This is a genomic window from Pseudomonas sp. GW821-FHT09A09, from assembly GCF_059418405.1.
In genome coordinates this window covers 1-22,530 of sequence record NZ_JBWKPU010000059.1, presented here as the reverse complement: position 1 = coordinate 22,530, position 22,530 = coordinate 1, and the positions used below count along the sequence as shown (strand labels likewise).

General features: G+C 61.9%; 23 protein-coding genes. 14 read left to right on the top strand and 9 right to left on the bottom strand.

Annotation, left to right across the window (positions count from 1 at the left end):
- Positions 1-128: 128 nt before the first annotated feature.
- Entirely contained in the window at positions 129-1,622 is a 1,494-nt protein-coding gene (locus AC07OV_RS29485; protein WP_176999468.1) for a CoA-acylating methylmalonate-semialdehyde dehydrogenase, read from the bottom strand.
- A 39-nt stretch (positions 1,623-1,661) separates the two neighbouring features.
- Complete coding sequence (gene aptA / locus AC07OV_RS29480; RefSeq protein ID WP_016969366.1) at positions 1,662-3,011, bottom strand: omega-aminotransferase AptA; 1,350 nt, start codon at positions 3,009-3,011, stop codon at positions 1,662-1,664.
- 125 nt (positions 3,012-3,136) lie between these two features.
- Between aptA and AC07OV_RS29475 the strand changes: the two genes are divergently transcribed.
- The 4 genes from AC07OV_RS29475 to AC07OV_RS29460 all read left to right on the top strand — a co-directional run bounded on the left by AC07OV_RS29475 (position 3,137) and on the right by AC07OV_RS29460 (position 6,873).
- Positions 3,137-4,057 carry a LysR family transcriptional regulator gene (locus AC07OV_RS29475; RefSeq protein ID WP_159962882.1) on the top strand — a complete coding sequence of 307 codons (921 nt, stop codon included), beginning with the start codon at positions 3,137-3,139 and terminating at the stop codon, positions 4,055-4,057.
- 80 nt (positions 4,058-4,137) lie between these two features.
- On the top strand, positions 4,138-5,532 hold the full coding sequence (locus AC07OV_RS29470) for a uracil-xanthine permease family protein (RefSeq protein WP_176999470.1): 1,395 nt from the start codon (positions 4,138-4,140) through the stop codon (positions 5,530-5,532).
- An 87-nt stretch (positions 5,533-5,619) separates the two neighbouring features.
- Positions 5,620-6,279 carry a TetR/AcrR family transcriptional regulator gene (locus AC07OV_RS29465; RefSeq protein WP_176999471.1) on the top strand — a complete coding sequence of 220 codons (660 nt, stop codon included), beginning with the start codon at positions 5,620-5,622 and terminating at the stop codon, positions 6,277-6,279.
- A 12-nt stretch (positions 6,280-6,291) separates the two neighbouring features.
- A complete protein-coding gene (locus AC07OV_RS29460; RefSeq protein ID WP_494998137.1) occupies positions 6,292-6,873 on the top strand; it encodes an IMPACT family protein in 582 nt (193 codons plus the stop codon).
- Positions 6,874-6,939: 66 nt separating this feature from the next.
- Here the strand turns inward: AC07OV_RS29460 and AC07OV_RS29455 are convergent, their stop codons facing one another.
- Positions 6,940-7,356, bottom strand: coding sequence for a hypothetical protein (locus AC07OV_RS29455; RefSeq protein ID WP_494998138.1), 417 nt, complete (start codon positions 7,354-7,356; stop codon positions 6,940-6,942).
- An 83-nt stretch (positions 7,357-7,439) separates the two neighbouring features.
- Between AC07OV_RS29455 and AC07OV_RS29450 the strand changes: the two genes are divergently transcribed.
- From AC07OV_RS29450 to AC07OV_RS29440, 3 genes are all read left to right on the top strand, one after another.
- The gene (locus AC07OV_RS29450) at positions 7,440-7,790 is read left to right on the top strand and encodes a MerR family transcriptional regulator (protein WP_178918488.1); all 351 of its coding nucleotides are present in this window, start codon (positions 7,440-7,442) and stop codon (positions 7,788-7,790) included.
- A 25-nt stretch (positions 7,791-7,815) separates the two neighbouring features.
- Positions 7,816-8,502, top strand: coding sequence for an SDR family oxidoreductase (locus AC07OV_RS29445; protein ID WP_494998139.1), 687 nt, complete (start codon positions 7,816-7,818; stop codon positions 8,500-8,502).
- Positions 8,503-8,674: 172 nt separating this feature from the next.
- A complete protein-coding gene (locus tag AC07OV_RS29440) occupies positions 8,675-10,033 on the top strand; it encodes an 8-oxoguanine deaminase (RefSeq protein WP_495093543.1) in 1,359 nt (452 codons plus the stop codon).
- Between the two features lie 154 nt (positions 10,034-10,187).
- Here the strand turns inward: AC07OV_RS29440 and AC07OV_RS29435 are convergent, their stop codons facing one another.
- The gene (locus tag AC07OV_RS29435; RefSeq protein ID WP_176999393.1) at positions 10,188-11,282 is read right to left on the bottom strand and encodes a calcium:cation antiporter; all 1,095 of its coding nucleotides are present in this window, start codon (positions 11,280-11,282) and stop codon (positions 10,188-10,190) included.
- A gap of 194 nt (positions 11,283-11,476) precedes the next feature.
- On the opposite strand from AC07OV_RS29435, the gene AC07OV_RS29430 reads away from it, so the two are divergent.
- Positions 11,477-12,430 (top strand): adenosine deaminase, encoded by a 954-nt coding sequence (locus AC07OV_RS29430; protein WP_178918484.1) that lies wholly within the window; start codon positions 11,477-11,479, stop codon positions 12,428-12,430.
- A gap of 128 nt (positions 12,431-12,558) precedes the next feature.
- Here the strand turns inward: AC07OV_RS29430 and AC07OV_RS29425 are convergent, their stop codons facing one another.
- The 3 genes from AC07OV_RS29425 to vimR all read right to left on the bottom strand — a co-directional run bounded on the left by AC07OV_RS29425 (position 12,559) and on the right by vimR (position 15,775).
- On the bottom strand, positions 12,559-13,929 hold the full coding sequence (locus AC07OV_RS29425; RefSeq protein ID WP_495093542.1) for an MFS transporter: 1,371 nt from the start codon (positions 13,927-13,929) through the stop codon (positions 12,559-12,561).
- Positions 13,930-13,976: 47 nt separating this feature from the next.
- Positions 13,977-14,711: an ArsR/SmtB family transcription factor gene (locus AC07OV_RS29420; protein WP_176999396.1), complete on the bottom strand. Its 735-nt coding sequence runs from the start codon at positions 14,709-14,711 to the stop codon at positions 13,977-13,979.
- 134 nt (positions 14,712-14,845) lie between these two features.
- The gene (vimR, locus tag AC07OV_RS29415) at positions 14,846-15,775 is read right to left on the bottom strand and encodes a transcription regulator VimR (protein WP_176999397.1); all 930 of its coding nucleotides are present in this window, start codon (positions 15,773-15,775) and stop codon (positions 14,846-14,848) included.
- Between the two features lie 118 nt (positions 15,776-15,893).
- On the opposite strand from vimR, the gene AC07OV_RS29410 reads away from it, so the two are divergent.
- The 3 genes from AC07OV_RS29410 (at position 15,894) to AC07OV_RS29400 (ending at position 17,551) form a co-directional block, all read left to right on the top strand.
- Entirely contained in the window at positions 15,894-16,187 is a 294-nt protein-coding gene (locus AC07OV_RS29410; RefSeq protein ID WP_176999398.1) for a putative quinol monooxygenase, read from the top strand.
- Positions 16,188-16,209: 22 nt separating this feature from the next.
- Positions 16,210-17,223 (top strand): zinc-binding alcohol dehydrogenase family protein, encoded by a 1,014-nt coding sequence (locus AC07OV_RS29405; protein ID WP_495093541.1) that lies wholly within the window; start codon positions 16,210-16,212, stop codon positions 17,221-17,223.
- Between the two features lie 145 nt (positions 17,224-17,368).
- Entirely contained in the window at positions 17,369-17,551 is a 183-nt protein-coding gene (locus tag AC07OV_RS29400) for a hypothetical protein (RefSeq protein WP_176999400.1), read from the top strand.
- An 8-nt stretch (positions 17,552-17,559) separates the two neighbouring features.
- On the opposite strand, the gene AC07OV_RS29395 is transcribed toward AC07OV_RS29400, so the two are convergent.
- Positions 17,560-18,753 (bottom strand): multidrug effflux MFS transporter, encoded by a 1,194-nt coding sequence (locus tag AC07OV_RS29395; protein WP_176999401.1) that lies wholly within the window; start codon positions 18,751-18,753, stop codon positions 17,560-17,562.
- 87 nt (positions 18,754-18,840) lie between these two features.
- Complete coding sequence (locus tag AC07OV_RS29390; RefSeq protein WP_176999402.1) at positions 18,841-19,038, bottom strand: heavy-metal-associated domain-containing protein; 198 nt, start codon at positions 19,036-19,038, stop codon at positions 18,841-18,843.
- A gap of 231 nt (positions 19,039-19,269) precedes the next feature.
- Here AC07OV_RS29390 and AC07OV_RS29385 point away from each other — a divergent pair, with 231 nt between their 5' ends.
- The 3 genes from AC07OV_RS29385 (at position 19,270) to cueR (ending at position 22,408) form a co-directional block, all read left to right on the top strand.
- Complete coding sequence (locus tag AC07OV_RS29385) at positions 19,270-19,650, top strand: hypothetical protein (protein ID WP_495093540.1); 381 nt, start codon at positions 19,270-19,272, stop codon at positions 19,648-19,650.
- 161 nt (positions 19,651-19,811) lie between these two features.
- A complete protein-coding gene (locus AC07OV_RS29380) occupies positions 19,812-22,013 on the top strand; it encodes a heavy metal translocating P-type ATPase (RefSeq protein WP_494998146.1) in 2,202 nt (733 codons plus the stop codon).
- Positions 22,010-22,408 (top strand): Cu(I)-responsive transcriptional regulator, encoded by a 399-nt coding sequence (gene cueR / locus AC07OV_RS29375; protein WP_176999405.1) that lies wholly within the window; start codon positions 22,010-22,012, stop codon positions 22,406-22,408. The genes AC07OV_RS29380 and cueR overlap by 4 nt, the downstream gene beginning before the upstream one ends.
- The last annotated feature ends 122 nt before the right edge of the window (positions 22,409-22,530 follow it).

The following is a 22,530-nucleotide window of genomic DNA, read 5'->3' as shown; positions in this document are numbered from 1 at the left end:
GGAAGTGGGGCGAATTATAGACAGATATAATCTGCCGTCAACGCCTTTCTTCACATTTCTGTCATAAAGGTCAGAAACGCCCCTAAAAACGCGAAAGCCGGCCCCAAGGGGCCGGCTTTCACTACTGCTTATAAGCTTGGGAACGCAAACTGCGAAGCCTCATGGCTGGCCCGCTGCGGCCAGCGCTGGGTAATCGCCTTGCGACGGGTATAGAAGCGCACCCCATCCGGCCCATAGGCATGCAAGTCGCCAAACAGCGAACGCTTCCAGCCGCCAAAGCTGTGATAAGCCACCGGCACCGGCAGCGGAACGTTAACCCCCACCATGCCCACTTCGATCTCGTCGCAGAACAGACGCGCCGCTTCACCGTCACGGGTAAAGATGCACGTACCATTACCGTATTCATGATCGTTGATCAGCTGCATCGCCGCTTCCAGGCTATTCACCCGTACCACGCACAGCACCGGTCCAAAGATCTCTTCTTTATAGATGCGCATTTCAGGCGTCACACGATCAAACAGGCTGCCCCCCAGGAAGAAACCTTCTTCATGGCCCGCCACGCTTAACCCGCGACCATCAACCACCAGCTTGGCGCCCGAAGAAACACCGTCTTCGATATACCCACTGACCTTATCCCGCGCCTGGCCAGTCACCAACGGCCCCATGTCCAGTCCACAAGACGTGCCCGCCCCAATCTTCAAGGCCTTCACCTGCGGCACCAACTTGGCAATCAACGCATCCGCCACCTGGTCACCGACGCACACCGCTACCGAAATCGCCATGCAACGCTCGCCGCAAGAACCGTAAGCAGCGCCCATCAGAGCACTGACCGCGTTGTCCAGGTCCGCATCAGGCATCAGCACCGCATGGTTCTTCGCCCCGCCCAGCGCCTGTACGCGCTTGCCGCGCTTGGTCGCTTCGGAATAGATGTACTCGGCAATCGGCGTCGAGCCCACGAAGCTCAGCGCCTTCACTTCCGGCGCTTCGATCAGAGCATCCACCGCGCCTTTATCACCGTGCACCACGCTCAGCACACCTTTAGGCAAACCGGCTTCCTGCAACAGTTGCGCAATCAGCAGCGTCGAGCTTGGATCACGCTCCGAAGGCTTCAGGATGAAACAGTTACCGCAAACGATCGCCAACGGGTACATCCACAACGGCACCATCGCCGGGAAGTTGAACGGGGTAATACCTGCGACTACACCCAACGGCTGGAAGTCCGACCATGCATCAATGTTCGGTCCTACGTTACGGCTGTACTCGCCCTTCAGAATCTCCGGCGCCGAGCACGCGTACTCCACGTTCTCGATCCCGCGCTTCAATTCACCGGCCGCATCTTCCAGCGTCTTGCCGTGCTCTTCACTGATCAGTTGGGAGATGCGCGCTTCGTTCTGCTCCAGCAATTGCTTGAAACGAAACATCACCTGAGCACGCTTGGCCGCTGGCGTATTACGCCAGGCCGGGAACGCCGCCTTGGCCGCGTCGATCGCCTGTTGAATAGTCTCGCGACTGGCCAACGGCACCTGGTGGATCACCTGGCCGGTGGACGGGTTGTACACGTCGGCGCTACGGCCGCTGTCATTGACCAACTCACCGTTGATCAAGTGCTGGATAAGGCTCATGCAGGGCTCCTGAAAAGTTGTTCTATATAGAAGGAGAAATCAGTCGATCTTGTTCAGCACTTCGCCGACAGCATCGAACAAGCGATCCAGGTCTTGCGGCTTGCTGTTGAAGGTTGGCCCGAACTGCAAGGTGTCACCGCCAAAGCGCACGTAGAAACCGGCTTTCCATAAAGCCATGCCAGCCTCGAACGGACGCACGATGGCATCACCGTCACGCGGGGCAATCTGGATCGCACCGGCCAGGCCGTAGTTACGAATGTCGATCACGTTCTTGCTGCCCTTCAAACCGTGCAGCGCATTCTCAAAGTGCGGCGCGACTTCGGCCACGCTCTGCACCAGGTTTTCCTTCTGCAACAGGTCCAATGCTGCCAGGCCAGCAGCACAGGCGACCGGGTGGGCCGAATAGGTGTAGCCGTGTGGGAATTCCACCGCGTACTCAGGCGTCGCCTGGTTCATGAACGTCTGATAAATCTCGCTGCTGGCAATCACCGCGCCCATTGGGATGGCGCCGTTGGTGACTTGCTTGGCGATGCACATCAGGTCCGGGGTTACTCCGAAGCTGTCGGCACCGAACATCGAGCCGGTACGGCCGAAACCGGTGATCACTTCGTCGAACACCAGCAGGATGTTGTGCTGGTCGCAGATTTCACGCAGGCGCTTGAGGTAACCCTGAGGCGGCACTAATACGCCAGCGGAACCGGCCATAGGCTCGACAAACACCGCAGCAATGTTCGACGCATCGTGCAGTTCGATCAGCTTGAGCAGTTCATCCGCCAACGCGATACCGCCCTGCTCCGGCATGCCGCGAGAGAAGGCATTGCTCGCCAGCAAGGTGTGCGGCAGATGGTCAACGTCCATCAAGCCCTGACCAAAAATCTTACGGTTGCCGTTAACCCCACCCAGGCTGGTACCGGCAATGTTCACACCGTGGTAACCACGGGCGCGGCCAATCATCTTGGTCTTGGTGGCCTGGCCTTTCAGGCGCCAGTAAGCACGCACCATCTTCACGGCGGTATCGGCACACTCGGACCCCGAATCGGTGAAGAACACATGATTCAGGTTGCCCGGCGTCAGGTCGGTGATTTTTTCCGCCAACTGGAAGGACAGCGGATGACCGTATTGGAAGCCCGGCGAGTAGTCCAGGGTGCCCAATTGCTTGGCCACCGCTTCCTGGATTTCCTTACGGGTGTGCCCAGCGCCGCAGGTCCACAGGCCCGACAACGAGTCGTACACCTTGCGCCCCTTGTCATCGATCAACCAACTGCCTTCCGCCCCCACGATCAGGCGCGGGTCACGCTGGAAGTTACGGTTGGCGGTGTAAGGCATCCAGTGAGCGTCCAACTTCAGTTGGCTGGCCAGGGACGATGGGGCGTTTTCAGGCATGTTCATCAGCAAAACCTCGCAAGGCAAAAGGCAGCGTCGGGATTGAAAAGCGTTGTTGCAGCTAAGTTGCCACGGCGATAAAGTCGGTGAAATTCAACTCTTCTAACCTTCAGTCAGGCCCTTACTAAACTATGAGCAGCCGTCGCCCAGACCCTCTCGCCCAAGTCAGCGACTTCGATATTCGCTTGCTGCGCATCTTTCGCAGCGTAGTAGAGTGCGGTGGCTTCTCGGCGGCGGAAACCGTGCTGGGCATCGGCCGTTCAGCCATCAGCCAACAGATGAGTGACCTTGAGCAGCGCCTTGGGCTACGGCTGTGCCAACGCGGCCGCGCCGGTTTCTCCCTGACCGAAGAAGGCCGCGAGGTCTACCAATCTGCCCTGCAGTTGTTAAGTGCCCTGGAAAGTTTTCGCACCGAGGTCAACGGCCTGCACCAGCACTTGCGTGGCGAGCTGATCATCGGCCTCACCGACAACCTCGTCACCCTGCCCCACATGCGCATCACCCACGCCTTGGCACAGTTGAAGGAGCGTGGCCCGGACGTGCAGATCCAGATCCGCATGATCGCGCCCAACGAAGTGGAACAAGGTGTACTCGACGGGCGCCTGCACGTCGGCGTGGTACCCCAGGCCAGCGCTCTGTCGGGGCTGGAATACCAGCCGCTGTACAGCGAACGTTCGCTGCTCTACTGCGCAGTCGGCCACCCACTGTTCTACGCCGACGACAAACAACTGGACGACACGCGCATCGACAGCCAGGACGCCATCGCCCCCACCTTCCGCCTGCCCGCCGAGATCCAGGCTCATTACCAGGCACTTAATTGCACGGCCAGCGCCTCGGACCGCGAAGGCATGGCCTTCCTGATTCTCACCGGTCGCTATATCGGCTACTTGCCCGATCACTACGCCAGCCTCTGGGTGCAACAAGGCCGACTGCGCGCGCTGAAACCGGCTACACGTTTTTACGATTTGAGCCTGGCATCGGTCACGCGCAAAGGCCGTCGCCCTCATTTGGTGCTGGAAAGTTTTCTCGAAAGCCTCGCGGCAACGCGCTAACTCGGGCCGAACGCAGAAAGCTGAGCAGTTGGACAGCTTTTTGCAGGAGCACAAGCACATAGACCTTGAGCTTGCCCGCCATGCCACCAGAATCCGCCAGCAACAGCGATTTGATCTACGGCCTCAACGACCGACCCAAACCGTTTCCCGCACTACTCGCCGCCCTGCAGCACGTGCTCGCGGCGTTCGTCGGCATCATCACGCCGCCACTGATCATCGGCTCCACCCTCGGCCTTACCGCGCACCTACCCTACCTGATCAGCATGGCGCTGATGGTCTCCGGCGTGGGCACCTTCATCCAGGCGCGTAGGCCATTTGGTATCGGCGCCGGGATGATCTGCCTGCAAGGCACCAGCTTCGCCTTTCTCGGCGCGGTGCTGTCGGCAGGTTTTCTGGTGAAGCAACGCGGCGGCAGCCCGGAAGACATCATGGCGATGATTTTCGGCGTGTGCTTTTTCGGCGCCGCCGTGCAGATCGTGCTGAGCCGCTTCATTGGCCAGTTGCGCCGCGTCATCACGCCATTGGTGACGGGCATTGTCATCACTCTGATCGGCATCAGCTTGATCAAAGTCGGCATCACCGACTTGGGCGGCGGTTTCAACGCCCCGGACTTCGGCGCCCCCACCAACCTGGCGCTTGGCCTGTTCGTGGTGTTGACCATCATTCTGCTCAACCGCTCGAATACGCCGTGGGTGCGCCTTTCGGCCATCATCATCGGCCTGGCCCTCGGCAGCCTGGCCGCCTGGGGCAGCGGCAAACTGGTGCCCCAGGCCCTGCCCGTCTTGCCGTTGATCAGCGTGCCGATGCCCTTTCGCTTCGGCTTCACGTTCGACTGGAGCGCTTTCCTGCCGATCGCGCTGATTTATCTGATCAGCAGCATCGAAACCGTCGGCGACCTCACCGCCAACTGCATGATCGCCCGCCAGCCCATCAGCGGCCCCTCTTATATAAGCCGACTCAAAGGCGGCGTATTGGGCGACGGCGTCAGTTGCATGATCGCCGCCACCTTCAGCGCCTTTCCCAACACCACGTTTGCCCAGAACAACGGCGTAATCCAACTCACCGGCGTGGCCAGCCGCTACGTCGGCTTGTACATCGGCGTGCTGCTGTTTTGCCTGGGGCTGTTTCCGCTGATTGGCGCGGTGTTGCAGCAAATTCCAAAACCCGTGCTGGGCGGCGCCACCCTGGTGATGTTCGGCAGCGTGGCCGCGGCCGGTGTGCGCATCCTGGCCCAAGCGCCGCTGGACCGACGCAGCATGCTGATCATTGCCACCTCCTTTGGCGTCGGCCTGGGTATCGCCGCCCAACCGAACCTGCTGCACCTGATGCCCGCGCTGGTGCAGAACTTGTTCGACTCGGCCATCACCAGCGGCGGGCTGACCGCCATCGTGTTGTGCCTGCTGTTGCCGGAAGCCAAAACGACCCACGCTGCCGCAAACCGCGCGCCGGAAAGCGACACGCTGGAACCGCTTTGACGGTTTTATTGCATCGGGACTTGTCTGAGGCTTGAGGGTGGGTTATCTGTGCACACGTCGTCTCTATCGATCAGCACGGAAACCTCCATGAGCCTCGAAGTTCCTGCCCACAGCAACCACGCCGGTAAACCCGCCAGCCGCATTCGGCAAAAGAACGAACAAGCGATTCTGCAGGCTGCTGAAGACGAGTTCGCGCGCCATGGCTACAAAGGCACCAGCATGAACACCATTGCCTCGAGTGCCGGGCTGCCCAAGGCCAACCTGCATTACTACTTCACCAACAAGCTGGGCCTGTATATCGCCGTGCTCAGCAACATCCTCGACCTGTGGGATAGCACCTTCAACGCGCTGACCGCCGAGGACGACCCGGCCGTGGCCCTCACTCGCTATATTCGCACCAAGATGGAGTTCTCCCGGCGCCACCCGCAAGCCTCGCGGATCTTTGCCATGGAAATCATCAGCGGCGGCGAATGCCTCACCGAATATTTCAGCCAGGACTACCGCGCCTGGTTCAGTGGCCGGGCCGCCGTGTTCCAGGCCTGGATCGACGCCGGCAAGATGGACCCCATCGACCCCGTGCACCTGATCTTCCTGCTGTGGGGCAGCACCCAGCACTACGCCGACTTCGCCACCCAGATCTGCCGCGTCACCGGTCGCACCAAGCTGACCAAGCAAGACATGGAAGACGCCGGTACCAACCTGATCCACATCATCCTCAAAGGCTGTGGCGTCAAGCCGGCCCTATAAACGAAGCGACTTATGCCTTTCACGCTTACCGGCGTTTGCGAATTTCGCGAAGAAATCCGCAAAAGCCGCTTCATCACCCTCGCCGCGCCGATCACCAGCCCCCAGGACGCCCAGGCGTTTTTCGAGCAGCACAGCGACCTGAATGCCACGCACAACTGCTGGGCCTGGAAACTGGCGGACCAGTACCGCAGCAATGACGATGGCGAACCCGGAGGTACGGCTGGGCGACCGATACTCGCGGCCATCGAGGCCCAGGGGTTTGATCAGGTCGCAGTGTTGGTAATTCGCTGGTACGGCGGCATCCAGTTGGGCACCGGTGGACTGGCCCGTGCGTATGGCGGCGGGGCTAACAAATGCCTGCAGAACGCCGAACGCATTGAGTTGATCAGCCGCGTGCCGCTCAGTTGCGCCTGCGGATTTTCCGAACTCAACCTGGTGAAATTGCGCGTCGCCGACCTGGGCGGGCTGGTGGTGGAGGAAACTTTCACCGCCAACGGCGTCGAGCTGCAACTGGCACTTGGCGAAGCGCACATCGACACCTTGCAAACCCAACTCGCCGACCTTAGCCGTGGGCGCATTCTGCTGCAACGCTGAAACTGCCCACATCTACTGTGCACCTGCCTGTGGATAACCTGAGCACATCCGCGTGTAGCCCTTCTGTCATATGGGCTGTCGAGCGTCGATCGTTTTTTGATCAGCGCGTACCGGCAGGATTTGCGTGATGCACCACAGCACTTCAAACAACAGAATGCCCCACAGGATCGACGTGGCGCCTTGAGCCAGCGCATAGAGTTGCCACGTCGCAAACAGCGCGCGTCCAGCCGCGTCGTACAACCCAAACGCACGTTGCGGATCGCGTATGCGCAGCACCGCCCAGACGCACACGATCGACCCGAGCAGGTTGGCCATCAGCACATGGACGGGCGCGAACGCAGGAAACGCCCCCGGCAGGTTCAGGCTCTGCAACACGCTGTGCAGCGCCAGAAAACTCCAGGGCGTGACAAACGCCGTTGTGACGATCAAGTCATACCAGGCGCTGGCACGCACCAGGGTTCGGTACTGTTCAATGCTCCACATACCCGCAAACTCCTTCAATTCAAGAAGCCAGCAGGCTAAAGCCTGGAGTATGCTCCAAGGTCAAGCCCCCACGAGCCCGCCCCATGCGTATCGGCGAATTAGCCCAGGCCAGCCAGGTCAGCCGCGACACCCTGCGCTTCTACGAGCAGCGCGGGTTGATCGCCGCACAACGCAGCGCCAACGGTTACCGCGACTACCCCGCAGACATGGTGCAACTGGTGCTCTACATCAAGACCGCCCAACGCCTGGGCTTCAGCCTTGGCGAAATCGGCAGCAGTGTTGCCGCCCTGTGGCAGGCGCCGGACCCCGACAGCGCCGTCACGCAACTGCTGCAAGACAAGCTCAACCTGATCGAAAACCGCATCACCGAACTCGGCCAGCTGCGCAACGAGTTGCAGCAAAGGCTTGGGCAACGTTGTCCACTGAACCCGTGAACCTCCACTCCAAAGGAAGCCCTTCATGTCTACGCCAAAAACCGCACTGATCATCGGCGCCTCGCGCGGGCTGGGCCTGGGCCTGGTCAAGCAATTGCTCCAGGACGGTTGGGATGTGACCGCCACCGTGCGTGACCCGAACAAGGCCGACGCCCTGAAAGCCGTTGGTCCGGTGCACATCGAGAAACTCGACATGGACGATCAGCAAGCCGTGATCGCCCTGAGCCAGCGCCTCAAAGGCCAGACGTTCGACCTGCTGTTCGTCAACGCCGGCGTCAAGGGCCCGGCCAACCAGGAACCGGGCCACGCCACCCTCGCGGAAGTCGGCCAACTGTTCTTCACCAACGCCGTGGCGCCGATCAACCTCGCGCAGCGCTTTGCCGGGCAGATCCGCAAGGACAGCGGCGTGCTAGCGTTCATGAGTTCGGTGCTGGGCAGCGTGACAATTCCCGACGGTTCGGACCTGGCGCTGTACAAAGCCAGCAAGGCCGCGCTCAACTCCATGACCAACAGCTTCATTACCCAACTGGGCGATCACACGCTCACCGTGCTGTCGCTGCACCCGGGCTGGGTGAAAACCGACATGGGCGGCGAAAACGCGCACATCGATGTCGACACCAGCGTGCGTGGCCTGGTGGACCAGGTGAATGCGTTCACCGGCAAAGGCGGCCATCACTTTGTGGACTACAAGGGCGACACCATCGCCTGGTAAATACCGCAATCAACCTGTGGAAGGGGGCTTGCCCCCTCCCACTGTGACTCAGTAGACCCAACCGCCAACAACACGTAATCTACACGCCTCGCCCTCACCGGCGACCCTGGATCAGCAGACAGGGCAACACTGAGCTGGCAAACCTGAACCCATCATTCAGAGGAGCCGGCCAATGCCTGCGACCCGTATCCTGTTAAAAAACCCCCTCGCGATTTTCACTGCCAATGGCCTCGACGCCCGTGGCGGCCTGGTGCTGCAAGACGGTGTGATCACCGAAGTGCTGCCCCTGGGCCAGGAACCTGCCCTCCCCTGTGACCAGGTGTTCGACGCCCGCGAACATGTGGTCCTCCCCGGGTTGATCAACACCCACCACCACTTCTACCAAACCCTGACCCGCGCCTGGGCGCCAGTGGTCAACCAGCCGTTATTCCCGTGGCTGAAAACCCTGTACCCGGTCTGGGCCCGGCTCACCCCGGAAAAACTCGCACTGGCCACCAAAGTCGCCCTGGCCGAACTGCTGCTCTCGGGCTGCACCACGGCGGCGGATCACCACTACCTGTTCCCCGACGGGCTGGAAAACGCCATCGACGTGCAAGTGCAAAGCGTGCGCGAGCTGGGCATGCGCGCCATGCTCACCCGCGGTTCCATGAGCCTGGGCGAAGCCGACGGCGGCCTGCCTCCGCAGCAAACCGTGCAACAAGGCCAGGTCATCCTGGACGACAGCCAACGCCTGATCCACACGTACCACCAGCGTGGCGACGGTGCGCAAATCCAGATCGCCCTGGCGCCCTGCTCGCCGTTCTCGGTCACCCCGGAAATCATGGAAGCCAGCGCCGAACTGGCCAACAGCCTCGACGTGCGCCTGCACACGCACTTGGCAGAAACCCTCGACGAAGAAGACTTCTGCCTGCAGCGTTTCGGCCTGCGCACCGTGGATTACCTCGACAGCGTCGGCTGGCTCGGCCCGCGCACCTGGTTGGCCCATGGCATCCACTTCAACCCGGATGAGATCGCCCGCCTCGGCGCGGCCGGCACCGGCATTTGCCATTGCCCAAGCTCGAACATGCGCCTGGCCTCCGGCATCTGCCCGACCCTGGACCTGATCGCTGCAGGCGCGCCCATCGGCCTGGGCGTAGATGGCTCGGCCTCCAACGACGCATCGAACATGATCCTCGAAGCCCGCCAGGCCCTGTACATCCAGCGCCTGCGCTACGGCGCCGAGAAGATCACGCCCGAAGGCGTGCTGGACTGGGCCACCAAGGGATCGGCGCAGTTGTTGGGGCGTACGGATATTGGTGAACTGGCTGTGGGCAAACAGGCCGACCTGGCGTTGTTCAAGCTTGATGAGCTGCGCTTCTCCGGCAGCCATGACCCACTCTCGGCCCTGCTGCTGTGCGGCGCCGACCGTGCCGACCGGGTGATGGTGGCGGGTAAATGGCGAGTCATCGACGGCCAGGTCGAAGGCCTCGACCTCAAGGGTTTGATTGCCGATCACACCCAGGCCGCGCGCCAACTGATCGCCGGAACCTAAACCGCATACCCTTCGTAATGTGGGAACTGGTTTGTGTGGGAGCTGGCTTGCCTGCGATGCAGACACCTCGGTCTGTCAGCAAAACCGCGGTGATGCTATCGCAGGCAAGCCAGCTCCTACACAAAACTGGCTTTCACATCAGTCTCGGCGGTGCTTAGAGGCCCAGCAGCGACAGCATGATAAAGGTCGCAAACAACACAAAATGGGTCATCCCTTCGATGGCATTGGTTTCGCCATCGTTGAGGTTGATCGCGCTGACAATCAGCGTGATGAACACCATCACCGTCTGCACCGGCGTCATCGCCATCTGGAACGGCTGGCCGGTGTAGAGCGCCATGGCCTCCATCACCGGCACCGTCAGGATCACCGTCGACAACGACGCCCCCAACGCAATGTTCACCACCGACTGCATGCGGTTGGCCAACGCCGCACGCAACGCGGTCAAAATCTCCGGCGCCGCCGAGATCGCGGCCACCACGATCGCGGTGATCACCGGTGGTGCGCCCGTGCCTTCCAGCCCCAGGTCGAGAGTCTTGGACATCACCTCGGCCAACGCGCCAATCACAATCACCCCGAACACCAACGTCGCGATGGAGAACGCCAGATTGATCGGCGGCTCCTGGTGTTCTTCTTCCGGCTGTTTCTTGCGGCGTTTTTCCGGGTAGCTGTAGCTGAAAAAGTAACTGTGCGGGCCCACCTGCATACGCAGGAACAGGGTGTAGAGCAGCACCATCGCGCCGATGGTGAAGGCCGAGTAGATTTTCCAGTCCGCCTCGGGGATAAATTCAGGCACCACCATCGACACGCCCATGGCCGTGAGAATCATCACGCTGTAGCTGCGCGCCGAGTCGTCATTGTAGGACTGCTCGCCATGCTTGATGCCACCCATCAGCGCGGCCAGGCCGAGGATGCCGTTGATGTCGAGCATCACCGCCGAATAAATGGTGTCGCGCACCAACGTCGGCGACGGTTCGTTGCTCATCATGATCGCCAGGATCACCACTTCCACTAGCACGGCGGCCAGGGTGAGGATCATGGTGCCGTAGGGATCGCCGACCTTTTCCGCCAACTGTTCGGCGTGGTGGGCGACGCGCATCGACGCCACCACGATAAACGCGATCAGCACCACGCCGCCGAGCAGCGCGACCATCTGCCCGCTGTGCAGCATCCAGTGCTCCAGCGGGTAGGCAGCGATGGCGGCAATCAGCGCCAGCAGCATGAATTTTTCTTGCTTGAGAGAGGAGAGCATTCCGGGCCTTTTCGCACAACAAATCAGTCATTGATGGGGTACAGACTACGGCAGCTTGCTAACGTTTCGTTACACCTTAGTTCACGCGGCCCTTGCGCAAACAGAAACGAAACTCTCCTGCTGGTCAGGTTTTACCGATTATTTCAGCCATGGCCTGTAGAATGCCGCCATTGCACCTGATGAGAATTTTAGAAATGTACGATTGGCTCAACGCCCTGCCCAAGGCTGAATTGCACCTGCACCTGGAAGGCTCGCTGGAGCCGGAGTTGCTGTTCGCCCTGGCCGAACGCAACAAGATCGCGCTGCCGTGGAATGACGTTGAAACCCTGCGCAAGGCCTACGCCTTCAACAACCTGCAAGAGTTTCTCGACCTGTACTACCAGGGCGCTGATGTGCTGCGCACCTCCCAGGACTTCTACGACCTGACCTGGGCCTACCTGCTGCGCTGCAAAGCACAGAACGTGATCCACACCGAACCGTTCTTCGACCCGCAGACCCACACTGACCGTGGTATTCCCTTCGAAGTGGTACTGAATGGCATCGCCGCAGCGCTTAAAGATGGCGAGCAGCAACTGGGCATCACCAGCGGTTTGATCCTCAGCTTCCTGCGCCACCTGAGCGAAGCCGAAGCCGAGAAAACCCTGGACCAGGCGCTGCCGTTCCGTGACGCGTTCGTGGCCGTGGGCCTGGACAGTTCGGAAATGGGTCACCCGCCGAGCAAGTTCCAGCGCGTGTTCGACCGTGCCCGTCACGAAGGCTTCCTCACCGTGGCCCACGCCGGCGAAGAAGGCCCGCCCGAGTACATCTGGGAAGCTATCGACCTGCTGAAAATCCAGCGTATCGACCATGGCGTGCGCGCCATCGAAGACGAGCGCTTGATGCAGCGCATCATCGACGAGCAGATCCCGTTGACCGTGTGCCCACTGTCCAACACCAAGCTCTGCGTGTTCGACGACATGGCCCAGCACAACATCCTCGACATGCTCGAGCGTGGCGTGAAAGTCACGGTGAACTCCGATGACCCGGCGTACTTCGGCGGTTACGTCACCGAAAACTTCCACGCGCTGCACACCGCACTGGGCATGACCCAGGACCAGGCCAAACGCCTGGCGCAAAACAGCCTGGATGCCCGGCTCGTGAAGCCATAACGGGATAAACACGCTCAAAAAATGTGGGAGCTGGCTTGCCTGCGATAGCAATCTAACAGTCAACACCTGAGGTGACTGACACACCGCCATCGCGGGCAAGCCCGGCTCCCACACTGACCTCATTGCATTCAAGCCTGGGTCAGTTCTTCCAGGGTCTTGCCCTTCGTCTCCATCCCAAACACCCACACCACCAGCGCCGCCACCGCAAAGCACAGCGCGCCCAAGGCAAACACCCCGCCCTGCCCGGTAATGGGGAACACCAGCCCGGTCACCAACGGCCCCAGCAACGACCCGATCCGACCAATCGCAGAAGCAAACCCCGAGCCCGTCGCCCGCGCCGACGTGGGATACAGCTCCGGCGTGTAGGTGTACAACACCGCCCACATGCCAAACAGAAAGAACTGCATCAGCAAGCCCGAGGTGATCAACAACGCCACGTTGCCGCCAAACACCGCGCTTTGCCCATACAGAAACGCCATCACCCCGCCGCCCAGCAGCGTCACGACGCACACCGGCTTGCGCCCCCAGCGCTCCACCAGCCAGGCGGCCATCAGGAAGCCGGGAATCCCGCCCAGGGAAATGATCACCGTGTAATACACCGACTGGGTCACGGCAAAACCCGACTGCTGCAGCAATGCGCTCAGCCAGGACGTCAGGCCGTAAAACCCCAGCAAGGCAAAGAACCACACGCTCCAGATCATCAACGTGCGCTGTCGATACTGTGCCGACCACAGTTGCTGGAAGGCCGAGAAAAACGTCCCCGGCGTCGTCTCCACCCGTGGCAGGCGAACCGGTTCCGGCAGGTCGGTGCTGCCCAATGAATCGCGGACCTTTTGCTCGATCCCCCGCAACACCTTGTCGGCAGCCTCATGCCGCCCGGCCTGCTCCAGCCAGCGCGGCGATTCCGGGATAAAAAAGCGGATCGCCAACACGAACACGGCCGGCACCGCCAACACCAGGAAGATGTCGCGCCAGCCAATCACCGGCAGTAAAAAGTAAGACAACACTCCCGCTGCCACAAAACCTAACGGCCAGAAGCCATCCATCAAGGCGATGTAGCGCCCACGCCCCTTGGCCGGGATCAGCTCCGACAGCATCGACTGGGCAATCGGAAACTCCATGCCCATACCGATTCCCAGCAGGATGCGAAACAGCGTCAACATCTCCACGGTCTGCGCCGTGGAACACAGGTAGCTGGCAATGCCCCACAACACGATGCTCCACTGGAATACCGGCTTGCGTCCAAAACGGTCCGCCAGCATGCCCGACAGGGAAGCGCCCACCACCATGCCGAAAAAACTCGAGCTGGCGAGCAACCCGGCCTGCGCCGTGCTCAGGCCGAATTCGGTTTTGATCGACCCCAACAGAAAGGTCATCATCGCCAGGTCCATGGAGTCGAAGAAAAACGCCAGGGCGATGATGATGAAGATGACTCGGTGGTAACCGCTGATGGGTAACCGTTCCAACCGTTCTGCCGCGCTATAGCCTTGCCTGTCCATGCCGCACCCCTGTATGAAAACCCCCTCGGCGAGTGTGCGGCATCGTTTCAGCGACTTATTGCTGGATGCGACCTGACTGAAACTCTGAACGACGCCTCGGGCGTGACCAGTCGGTTGATTTCCGCCAGCCCCGCCTCTGTGACCGAGACGGCGCGTGACTCGCCTATCACACTGACCCAACTGGACTGCAAGAACAGCTGCAGCAACCCTGCGCCCAAGGCGCCTCCCAGGTGCGATTGCTGCTGGCTCCAGTCAAAACAGTCGCAGGCCACCGGCGCTGCCAGCGCCTGGGTGAAAATGCCGCGAAGCGCCAGATGGTGCACGCCCTTGGCCGTGACGTGGAGGCGTTGTTCATGACGCTCAATCCATCCGGCTTCGAGCATTCGCTCATACAGCCTTGCCGCTATCTCGCCGCCCAAGTGGTCATGGCACAGCCGCGCTCGACACAACGGCTGCGGCACCACCAATGCAGGCGGCAACAGGTCCGGTGCACTGCGCAGCGCACTGGCCACGGTGGTGCTGGCCAGCGCATCGATCGCCGCACTGACATCGGCAGCCGCCAGCCGAAACAGACGCGCGCCGCGTCGGACCTCGACCCGCAGCAACCCGCCGGCGGTCAACCGGCCCAGATGGGCATGGGCCGATGCCGATGACAACCCGGCAAGCCTGGCAAGCTCGACCGAGGATTTCGCCGAGCCGTCCATCAACGCCCACAAGATGACGGTGCGTTTGGGCTCGGCGAGCAAGCTGGCGATCTGACTGATACAAAGTGCTTCTTGCATGTATTCACTCCCTGTTGAATCACGTATCTACAGCGGTTGGCGCCAAAGTATAGGTGCGCACGCGGTCGGTTCCGCGCCGTCTGACAGCGCGGAGTGGGACAGGGGCTGAGTGAAATTTCCTGCTGTGAGGGAGGTTATGACGTAGGGCGCAAACGCTCCGGCCATTGCGCCGTCAATGTCGCACAACGGGCCACGAGCATTTCCCGCAGCAGGTTGATGGGTTTGCTTAATTGGGCACGGTGGGCGCACAGCAAATTGAGCGGCGTGCGCTCGCCGCGCAGCTCCGGCAGGATCACGCGCAAACGCCCGGCCAGCACATCCGTGCTCACGTCCAGCCAGGACTTGTAGGCAATGCCTACACCCGCCACTGCCCAACGGCGCACCACATCGGCGTCGTCGCTGAAGCGATCACCACTGACTGTGAGACTCACGTCGCGCTTACCGTCGTGAAAGCTCCAGTGGTCATGCACCCGGCTGCCAAGCATATACAGCAGACAATTGTGCTGGGCCAACTGCTCTAAATTACGCGGTGCACCGTGCCGGGCCAGGTAGCTGGGCGCTGCGCACAGCACGCGCAGGTTGTCAGGGGCGATGGGCAACGCGATCAGGCTGGAGTCTTCGGGCTCGCCGTAGCGCAGGGCGATATCCACCGGTTGGCGGAACAGGTCGGCGATGCGATCCCCCAGCAGCAGCCGGACAGTGAGTTGCGGGTACTCGTGCTGGAATTCGTCCAGCCACGGCAGCAACAGGTTGCGGCCCAGGTCCGACGGTGCCGAGAGTTGCAACACACCGCTGACGTGGTCCTGGCTGCTGGACAACAACCGCCGCCCCTCATCCAGCGAACCCAACGCGGAACGGGCATATTCGAGGAAGCCCTCGCCTTCGGCGGTCAACCGCAGGCTGCGGGTGGAACGCGCCAGCAAACGTGTGCCCAGTTGCTGCTCGAGGCGCTTGAGCGCCGCGCTGGCCACGGCGGGAGACAGGTCCATCACCCGCGCAGCGGCCGACAGGCTGCCCAGGTCGGCTGCGCGTACAAACAACTGCAAATCATCAAACCGCAGCATGCATTCCCACTCATTATCAAAATTTTATTGAAACAGACCTCTGTTTTAGCGGCTTTTATCTTTGTAGGAAATAGCCAATCATCTGGCCATCCCGTTCATCACGTGTCAGGAGTTGAAGATGTCCACTGCCTTTAATGTCATCGCCACCATGATCGCCAAACCCGGCCAGGAAGCCACCCTGGAAACCCTGCTACGTGGCCTGCTGGAGCCCACCCGTCTTGAAGCCGGTTGCGAGCAGTACGAACTCAACCAGGACCTGCAAAGCCCCGGCACCTTTTACATGATCGAGCGCTGGAGCAGCGACGCCGCCCTGGCCGCCCACGACCAGAGCGCGCATATCCAGAGCTTCCGCGCCAAGGCTCCGGAGGTGCTCGAATTGTTCGACCTCAAGCGCCTGAAGTTTCTTGCCTGATCAGCCCTATTCCGGAGTTCCCATGAAAGCTATCGCCTACTACGCATCCCTGCCGATCAACGACCCAAAATCCCTGCAAGACATCGAACTGCCCGCGCCGGTCGCCGGCCCACGCGACCTGCTGGTGGAAGTCAAAGCCATCTCGGTCAACCCGGTGGACACCAAGGTGCGCCAGAACGTAACCCCCGAGAACGGCGCCGCCAAAGTGCTGGGTTGGGATGTGGCCGGTGTGGTCAAGGCCGTCGGCAGCGACGTCACGCTATTCAAGGCCGGTGACAAGGTGTTCTACGCAGGCTCCCTGGTTCGCCCCGGTGGCAACAGCGAACTGCATACCGTGGATGAGCGCATCGTCGGCCATATGCCCAAGAGCCTGGGCTTTGCCGACGCCGCTGCACTGCCGCTGACTGCCATCACCGCCTGGGAGCTGTTGTTCGAGCGCCTGCAAGTGCGTGAAGGTAAAGAAGACGAAGGCCAAAGCCTGTTGATCGTCGGCGCGTCCGGTGGCGTGGGTTCGATCCTGACCCAACTGGCCAGCCAGCTCACTGCGTTGAAAGTCATCGGCACCGCTTCACGCCCGGAAACACAAGCGTGGGCCAAGGCGCTTGGCGCCGACCTGGTGATCGACCACAGCCAGCCGCTCAGCGAAGCGCTGAAAAACGCCGGCCACCCGCAAGTGACTCACGTCGCCAGCCTGACCCAGACCGACCATCACCTGGACCAACTGGTGGAAGCCCTGCAACCGCAAGGCAAGCTGGCCTTGATCGATGATCCCAAGGCGCTGGACGTCAGCAAGCTCAAGCGCAAGAGCCTGTCGCTGCATTGGGAGTTCATGTACACCCGCTCGATGTTCGAGACGCCCGACATGATCGAGCAGCACCACCTGCTCAACCGCGTGGCGGAACTGATCGACGCCGGCACCTTGAAAACCACGGTGGGTGAACATTTCGGCGTGATCAACGCCGAGAACCTGCGCCGTGCCCACACCCTGCTGGAAAGCGGCAAGGCCAAGGGCAAGATCGTACTGGAAGGGTTCTAGGAAAGGATCATGGGTGCCGTCCGTTATTCACCGCAGTGATGGATGGCACCATTAGTCCGACAGTTGATCTTTGTCATATTTGCGAGCGTATTCGGGTTTATATTGGCCGCCTTTGCCACGATTCTTTTACGTGAGGAAGTCAGCAATGAAGATCCTGATAAAAGCGTTAGCAAAATCTGCAGGCAATAAATGGCAGGTGAGTCTCGACCGAGACGCCTTCACCTTCCGCAGCGAGGCCGAGGCCCGCGCCTTTGCCGACACCCTGCAAGCCCGTATCCAGGCGCCCCACCGCATTCCCCTCAGCCAGCAACGTTCCGCCGCTGGCTGACCTGCACTTCAGACCTGCGCCTGCGCGGCCCTCGCCCGTTGCAGGCGCTGGGTCGACACCGCAATCGTCACCGCCAAGACACCGCACAAGCTGATGACCATGGCCATCGGCATCGCCGTGCCGTCGTGCAACACCCCCACCAGCGACGCAGCGCCCGCCGCCACCCCGAACTGGATGCAGCCCAGCAACGCCGACGCGCTGCCGGCACGTGCGCCCTGCCCGGCCATGGCGCAGGCCGAGGTGTTGGGCAAAATGCAGCCCAGGCTGGCAATGCAGATAAACAACGGCACCAGCAACGGCCACAGCGCGTCCGTATGCAAGGCGGCGATACCCAGCAGCGTCAGGGCCGCCAGCACGTAGACCCACACCGAGCGTGACAACAGGAAGGCCGGACCACGCTTGGACAGCAACCGCGCGTTCACCTGGGCGACCAGGATAAAGCCGGCCGCGTTGGAGCCGAACAGCCAGCCGTAATGCTCGGCGGGCACACCATAGAGTTTGATGAAGACGAAAGGCGAGCCGGCGATGTAGGCAAACATCCCGGCAATCGAGATACCGCCCGTCAGGGCATAGCCGAGATAGACGCGGTCCGACAACAACCCAATATAGCGGCGCAGTGAGCCGGACAACGGCTGGCGCGGCTGATTGGCCGGCAGGGTCTCAGGCAACCCGAACGCCACGGCGATGGCCGCCATGACGCTGAACACCGACAGCGCCAGGAAGATCGACTGCCAGCCCCACACGCCCACCATCACACCGCCCGCCAAGGGCGCGAGGATCGGCGCCAGGCCGGTCACCAGCATCAGTTGCGAATACACCTTGGCCGACCCCACGGCATCACACTTGTCGCTGACCACCGCCCGCGAAATCACCATGCCCGCACACCCGCCCAGGGCCTGCACAAAGCGCGCACCGATCAGCCATTCCAGGGACGGGGCATAGGCACACGCGAAGGACGCCAGGGTAAACAGGGTCACGCCGCTGAGCAGCGGGCCGCGTCGGCCAAAGCGGTCTGCCAATGGGCCGTAGATCAACTGCCCGATGGCCAGGCCGGCGAAATACACCGCCAGGGTCAACTGGATATGTTTTTCGTCAGTGGCAAACGCCGTGGCCATCGCCGGAAAACCCGGCAGGTAAAAATCGATCGCCAACGGCGCGAAGGCGCTCAGGGCGCCCAGAATCAGGATTATGCGGAGGTTCATCAGACACCCAAGTGAGTCGGCAGCCCGACAGTCTAGCCGCGCTTGGGTGCCATGAACATTACGTTAGCTCGCTAACTATCAGAAAATTCACGCCAGCTTGGCGCTGTAGCCTTCTTCGGTGATCAGGCTGATGACCTGCTCGGCCGACAGTCGGCTTTCGACGCCGACCTCCTTAGCCGCCAGGTCAACCTTCACACTCGCCGCCGGGTCCTGGCTTTGCACCGCCTGGGTCACCGCCCGAACGCAATGGCCGCAGGTCATTCCTTCAACGTTGAATACTTGCATGACATAACTCCTCAAATAAGCCCGTAGTGAGCGGGCTTGCCCCGCGCGACGGTGTACCAGATGCCACGCACTTATCTGACACACCGCACCGCGGAGCTTGCCAGCGCACATCAAGTGTCGAGCTTGCCATCGTGGCAAGGTCAAGTTTCAAAAACATCGGCCGGGCTGGTATTCGGCCGCGGCCTCGGCCAAGCTTCATCCATCTTAGATATGAACCACGGAGCATTCGCCATGCGCTGGTCGTTTTTTGCCCTTGCCGGCCTGATGAGTTTGTCTGCGATCGCCCCCCAGGCCAACGCCGACCAGGACTATGCGGTGTTGATCATTTCCCGGGAGCGCCTGGAAGTACCGACCAACTGCGAGATCGGCCTGTACCTCAACGACCAGTTGGCCGGCCGGCTGTTCCAGGAACAAGCCACCTCATTCAACCTGCCGGCGGGCAACCTGTCGTTGCGCCTGAAGCTGTTGCCCGGCCAGTCCCCTGGCTGCCTGCCGGGCATGCTCGCGCCACCGGCGCAGAACATCACCCTCAAGGCCGGTGATGTGCGCAAGCTGCGGATCGCCCAGGGTCCGGACGGCATGTACCTGAAAGCCGCCGCCCTCGAATACTGATCCATTCAGCTGGCCCATCCCCTGTAGGAGCCCGGCTTGCCGGCGATGGCGGTGTTAAGGGCCTCATCGCCGGCAAGCCGGCTCCTACAATTATTCGGGGCTTGACCTTCCCCACAGGTCAAGGTTGATCCTAGGGGCAACTTCTCCTGGAGGACTGCCCCATGAATGGATCCACCACCTTTGACCTGCCCATCAGCGGCATGACCTGCGCCAGCTGTGCCGGCCGCGTCGAGCGCGCGCTGGGCAAGGTGCCGGGGGTGCAAAGCGTCAGCGTCAACCTGGCCAACGAACGCGCCCATGTCGAGGTGCTGGGCCAGATGGACCCCGGTGTCCTGATCGCTGCCGTCGACAAGGCCGGCTACACCGCTACCCTGCCCCAGAGCGAAACCGCCACCGAGGCCAATCAAGCCGAGCGCCTGCACCGCGAGCGCTGGTCATTGCTAGTGGCGATCGTGCTGGCCTTGCCGTTGGTGCTGCCGATGCTGGTGGAACCCTTTGGCCTGCACTGGATGCTGCCCGCGTGGGTGCAGTTCGCCCTGGCCACCCCGGTGCAATTCATCCTCGGGGCGCGCTTCTACATTGCCGCCTGGAAAGCCGTGCGCGCCGGCGCCGGCAACATGGACCTGCTGGTGGCCATCGGCACCAGCGCCGGCTACGGCCTGAGCATTTATGAATGGCTCACCACGCCTGTGGGCAGCATGCCGCACCTTTACTTCGAAGCCTCGGCAGTGGTGATCGCCCTGGTATTGCTCGGCAAATACCTGGAAAGCCGCGCCAAACGCCAGACCGCCAGCGCCATCCGTGCCCTCGAAGCCTTGCGCCCGGAGCGGGCGATCCGAGTGTTTGAAGGCCGGGAGGAAGACGTGGCGATCAATGCGCTGCGGATCAACGACCTGGTGCTGGTCAAACCCGGCGAGCGTTTCCCGGTGGACGGCGAAGTGGTCGAAGGCCAGAGCCATGCCGACGAGGCGCTGATCAGCGGCGAAAGCCTGCCGGTGCCCAAACAACCGGGCGACAGCGTCACCGGTGGCGCCATCAACGGCGAAGGCCGTTTGCTGGTACGCACCCGGGCCATCGGCGCCGAGAGCGTACTGGCGCGGATCATCCGCCTCGTAGAAGACGCCCAGTCCGCCAAGGCGCCGATCCAGAAACTGGTAGATAAAGTCAGTCAGGTGTTCGTCCCGGCCGTGCTGGTGCTGGCGTTGATCACGCTGGTGGGCTGGTGGTTGTACGGCGCGTCGCTGGAAACCGCGATCATCAATGCGGTGGCCGTGCTGGTGATCGCCTGCCCCTGCGCCCTGGGCCTGGCCACACCGACGGCGATCATGGCCGGCACCGGTGTCGCGGCGCGCTATGGCATCCTGATCAAGGACGCCGAAGCCCTGGAGCGCGCTCATGAGGTGAGCGCCGTGGTGTTCGATAAAACCGGCACCCTCACTTCCGGCGCGCCGAACATTGCGCACTTGGTGGCGGTGGACGGCAATGACGCGGCGATCCTGCAACAGGCCGGCGCGCTGCAACGCGGCAGCGAACATCCCCTGGCCAAGGCGGTGCTGGATACCTGCCGCGAGCGGGGGCTGGTGGTCGCCGATGTAACGGCCAGCCAATCCCTGACCGGGCGCGGCATTGCCGGCACCCTCGATGGCCGCCAACTGGCCCTGGGCAATCGTCGCCTGCTGGAAGAAAGCGGCCTCAGCGCTGGCGACCTGGCTGCCCAGGCCAGCGAGTGGGAAGCCGAAGGCCGCACCTTGTCCTGGTTGATCGAGCAAGGCGCGCAACCGCGCGTGCTGGGACTATTCGCCTTTGGTGACACGCTCAAGCCGGGCGCACTGGAGGCAGTGAACCGGCTTAAAGCTCAACACATCAGCAGCCACCTGCTGACCGGCGACAATCGCGGCAGCGCCCGCGTGGTCGCCCAGGCCCTGGGCATCGACGATGTTCACGCCGAAGTGCTGCCCGCCGACAAAGCCGCCACGGTCGCCGCGTTGAAAAAAACCGGCGTGGTTGCCATGGTCGGTGACGGCATCAACGACGCACCTGCCCTGGCCGCCGCCGACATTGGCATCGCCATGGGCGGCGGCACCGACGTGGCCATGCACGCGGCCGGCATCACCCTGATGCGCGGTGATCCACGCCTGGTGCCCGCCGCGTTGGAGATCAGCCGCAAGACCTACGCAAAAATCCGCCAGAACCTGTTCTGGGCCTTTGTGTATAACTTGATCGGTATTCCACTGGCGGCCTTCGGCCTGCTCAACCCGGTACTGGCCGGCGCGGCCATGGCTTTGTCCAGCGTCAGCGTGGTGAGCAATGCGTTACTGTTGAAGACTTGGAAACCCCTGGACCTGGAGGATCAGCGCCCATGAACATCGGCCAAGCCGCTCGCGCCAGCGGGCTGAGCGCCAAGATGATTCGCTATTACGAATCCATCGGCCTGCTCAAAGCCGCCCACCGTACCGACAGCGGTTACCGTGTGTACGGCCCGGACGAGGTGCACACCCTGGCGTTTATCAAACGCTCGCGGGATTTGGGGTTTTCATTGGAGGAGGTCGGCAAACTGCTGGCCCTGTGGCAGGACCGGCAACGGGCCAGCGCCGATGTGAAAGCCTTGGCGCGCCAGCACATCGAGGAGCTGAACCAGAAGATCCTGGAGCTTGGGCAACTGCGCGATACGCTGCAGGACCTGGTGGAACACTGCCAGGGCGATCACCGGCCCGATTGCCCGATTCTTAAGGAGTTGGCATCGGGCAATTGCTGCTGACACGGATTCATCTGACGAAACACAAAACCAACTGTGGGAGCCGGTCCTGGGGGGGGGGGGGGGGGGGGGGGGGGGGGGGGGGGGGGGGGGGGGGGGGGGGGGGGGGGGGGGGGGGGGGGGGG

Excerpts from the sequence above, each read along its gene's own strand:
- AC07OV_RS29460 (WP_494998137.1), top strand. The coding sequence starts at position 6,292 with ATGCCTTTCACGCTTACCGGCGTTTGCGAATTTCGCGAAGAAATCCGC.
- AC07OV_RS29425 (WP_495093542.1), bottom strand. The coding sequence starts at position 13,929 with ATGGACAGGCAAGGCTATAGCGCGGCAGAACGGTTGGAACGGTTACCC.
- AC07OV_RS29445 (WP_494998139.1), top strand. The coding sequence starts at position 7,816 with ATGTCTACGCCAAAAACCGCACTGATCATCGGCGCCTCGCGCGGGCTG.
- AC07OV_RS29385 (WP_495093540.1), top strand. The coding sequence starts at position 19,270 with ATGCGCTGGTCGTTTTTTGCCCTTGCCGGCCTGATGAGTTTGTCTGCG.
- AC07OV_RS29470 (WP_176999470.1), top strand. The coding sequence starts at position 4,138 with ATGCCACCAGAATCCGCCAGCAACAGCGATTTGATCTACGGCCTCAAC.
- AC07OV_RS29455 (WP_494998138.1), bottom strand. The coding sequence starts at position 7,356 with ATGTGGAGCATTGAACAGTACCGAACCCTGGTGCGTGCCAGCGCCTGG.
- AC07OV_RS29465 (WP_176999471.1), top strand. The coding sequence starts at position 5,620 with ATGAGCCTCGAAGTTCCTGCCCACAGCAACCACGCCGGTAAACCCGCC.
- AC07OV_RS29405 (WP_495093541.1), top strand. The coding sequence starts at position 16,210 with ATGAAAGCTATCGCCTACTACGCATCCCTGCCGATCAACGACCCAAAA.
- AC07OV_RS29475 (WP_159962882.1), top strand. The coding sequence starts at position 3,137 with ATGAGCAGCCGTCGCCCAGACCCTCTCGCCCAAGTCAGCGACTTCGAT.
- AC07OV_RS29410 (WP_176999398.1), top strand. The coding sequence starts at position 15,894 with ATGTCCACTGCCTTTAATGTCATCGCCACCATGATCGCCAAACCCGGC.
- AC07OV_RS29395 (WP_176999401.1), bottom strand. The coding sequence starts at position 18,753 with ATGAACCTCCGCATAATCCTGATTCTGGGCGCCCTGAGCGCCTTCGCG.
- AC07OV_RS29450 (WP_178918488.1), top strand. The coding sequence starts at position 7,440 with ATGCGTATCGGCGAATTAGCCCAGGCCAGCCAGGTCAGCCGCGACACC.
- AC07OV_RS29420 (WP_176999396.1), bottom strand. The coding sequence starts at position 14,711 with ATGCAAGAAGCACTTTGTATCAGTCAGATCGCCAGCTTGCTCGCCGAG.
- AC07OV_RS29435 (WP_176999393.1), bottom strand. The coding sequence starts at position 11,282 with ATGCTCTCCTCTCTCAAGCAAGAAAAATTCATGCTGCTGGCGCTGATT.
- AC07OV_RS29400 (WP_176999400.1), top strand. The coding sequence starts at position 17,369 with ATGAAGATCCTGATAAAAGCGTTAGCAAAATCTGCAGGCAATAAATGG.
- aptA (WP_016969366.1), bottom strand. The coding sequence starts at position 3,011 with ATGAACATGCCTGAAAACGCCCCATCGTCCCTGGCCAGCCAACTGAAG.
- AC07OV_RS29430 (WP_178918484.1), top strand. The coding sequence starts at position 11,477 with ATGTACGATTGGCTCAACGCCCTGCCCAAGGCTGAATTGCACCTGCAC.
- AC07OV_RS29440 (WP_495093543.1), top strand. The coding sequence starts at position 8,675 with ATGCCTGCGACCCGTATCCTGTTAAAAAACCCCCTCGCGATTTTCACT.
- AC07OV_RS29390 (WP_176999402.1), bottom strand. The coding sequence starts at position 19,038 with ATGCAAGTATTCAACGTTGAAGGAATGACCTGCGGCCATTGCGTTCGG.
- AC07OV_RS29485 (WP_176999468.1), bottom strand. The coding sequence starts at position 1,622 with ATGAGCCTTATCCAGCACTTGATCAACGGTGAGTTGGTCAATGACAGC.
- AC07OV_RS29380 (WP_494998146.1), top strand. The coding sequence starts at position 19,812 with ATGAATGGATCCACCACCTTTGACCTGCCCATCAGCGGCATGACCTGC.
- vimR (WP_176999397.1), bottom strand. The coding sequence starts at position 15,775 with ATGCTGCGGTTTGATGATTTGCAGTTGTTTGTACGCGCAGCCGACCTG.
- cueR (WP_176999405.1), top strand. The coding sequence starts at position 22,010 with ATGAACATCGGCCAAGCCGCTCGCGCCAGCGGGCTGAGCGCCAAGATG.